Source organism: Inquilinus limosus MP06, assembly GCF_000767795.1.
GTDB classification, from domain to species: Bacteria; Pseudomonadota; Alphaproteobacteria; order DSM-16000; family Inquilinaceae; genus Inquilinus; species Inquilinus limosus_E.
Window position 1 is genome coordinate 1 of record NZ_JANX01000818.1, and the last position, 2036, is coordinate 2036.

Annotated in this window: 2 protein-coding genes; both read right to left on the bottom strand. The window is 74.1% G+C overall.

Going from position 1 to position 2036, the window contains the following annotated elements; all coding sequences use genetic code 11:
• Positions 1–87 precede the first annotated feature (87 nt).
• Positions 88–1182, bottom strand: a complete 1095-nt coding sequence (locus P409_RS32765; protein ID WP_238578827.1) for a FecCD family ABC transporter permease — start codon at positions 1180–1182, stop codon at positions 88–90.
• Positions 1179–2036, bottom strand: an 858-nt coding sequence (locus P409_RS32770; RefSeq protein ID WP_052121663.1) for a heme/hemin ABC transporter substrate-binding protein, incomplete at its 5' end; no start/stop codon positions are given. The genes P409_RS32765 and P409_RS32770, both read right to left, overlap by 4 nt.

A 2036-nucleotide genomic window follows, 5' to 3' on the forward strand; every position in this document is an offset into this window, starting at 1 on the left:
CGGTGAAGCGGCCGGGCGCGACGGCGAGGTCGACGCCGTCCAGCAGCGGCGTGCGGCCGATGCGGTAGGCGAGGGCTTCGGCGCGGATCACGGCTCGGATCTCCGCCGGCGCAGCAGCAGCGCGAGGAAGACGGGAGCGCCGAGGCCGGTGGTGACGATGCCGATCGGCAGCTCGGCCGGCGCCACGGCGATGCGGGCGACCAGGTCGGCGCCGAGCATCAGGGCCGCACCCAGCAGGGCCGCGGCCGGCAGCAGGCCGCGATGATCCGCTCCGATCACCAGCCGCAGCATGTGCGGTACCAGCAATCCGACGAAGCCGATCATGCCGCTGACCGCGACCGCTGCGCCCACCGCCAGCGCCACGGTGCCGACCAGCAGGCGCGTCACCGTCTCGACCGGGAAGCCCAGGTGCAGGGCCACGGCCTCACCCAGCAGCATGCCGTTCAGGGCGCGCGCGGCCAGGGCGACGGCGGCCAGCAGCACCAGGGCGAAGGGCAGCACGGCCAGCACCGAAGTCCAGGTCGCGCCGCTGAGGCTGCCCATGGTCCAGAAGGTGATGGTGCGCATCGCGTTCTCATCGGCCTTGAACACGATGTAGCCGGTGCCGGTCGCGACCAGCGCGTTCACCGCGATGCCGGACAGCAGCATCATGGTCACCGACACCCGGCCCTCGCGCTTCGACAGGCGGTAGACCGCGATGGTGGTGGCCAGGCCGCCGAGGAAGGCAGCCAGCGGCAGGGCGTAGAGGTTCAGCACGGGAATGCCGGCCAGCGCCGCCGGCAGGCCAAGCGAGATCACCGCCACGCCGGCGAAGGCGGCGCCGCCGCTGACCCCGATCAGGCCGGGATCGGCCAGCGGATTGCGGAACAGCCCCTGCATCATCGCGCCGGAGACGGCGAGCACGGCGCCGACCATGGCGCCCAGCAGCGTCCGCGGCAGCCGGATGGCGTCGATGATGGCGGCGTCGCGCGCGGCCACGGCGTCGAGACTGCCGAGCCCGAGATGGTGGCCGAGCACCGCCAGGACATGATCGAGCGGGATGTCCGCCGGCCCGATGCTGATGCTGGCGACGACCGAGGCGGCCAGCAGCAGCACCAGCCCCATCAGCGTCAATGACAGGCGCCGGGCCCGTCGCTGCTCCGCCGGGGCCGGAATCGCGTCGTTGGCCGCCAGCACGGTCACGAACCCGCGCTCCAGGCCCGGTCGGGCAGGGCGGGCGGGGTCCAGCCGGGATGCAGCGCCACTGCCAGGTCGCGCGCCGCCTGCGGCGTCCGCGGCCCGAAGCCGAGGATGTAGAGCGAATCCATGGCGATGATCCGGCCCGCCTTGGCGGCCGGGGTCTGGGCGAAGACCGGCAGTGACGCGATCGCCGCCAGCCCGCCATTCGGCTCGACCGCATGGCTGGCGATCACCACCACCTCCGGCGCCGCGGCGGCCACGGCCTCGGGCGACAGCGGCTTGTAGCGCTCGACCTCGCCGACAGCGTTGGTGCCGCCCGCCAGGCGGATGATGCCGTCCGCCGCCGTGCCGCTGCCGCCGCCCAGCGGCGTGCCCTGGGTGATCGACAGCACGAACAGCACGCGCGGCTTCGAGGGGGCCTTGGCGACGGTGTCGGCCACCGTGGCGAAATCGGTGCGGACCGCCTGGCTGAGCCCCGGATCGGCCACGCCGAGTGCCTTCTCCACGCCGACGATCTTGGCGACCACACCCTCCGCCGTATACGCCTCCGGCAGCATCTCGACCGGCGTGCCGGCGGAGCGGATCTGCTCCAGCACTGCCGGCGGGCCGGCCGAGGCCGTGGTCAGCACCAGGTCCGGGCCCAGCGCCAGGATGCCCTCGGCCGCCAGCTGGCGCAGATAGCCGACGCTCGGCCGCTCCCGCGCGGCGGGCGGGTACAGGCTGGTGGTATCAACCCCGACGATGCGGTCCTCGGCATGCAGGGCATAGACGATCTCGGTCAGGTCGCCGCCGGCGACGACGACGCGCTGCGGCGGCTCCGCCCGGGCGGGCAGGGCGGCGAGCAGCGCCGCGGCGGC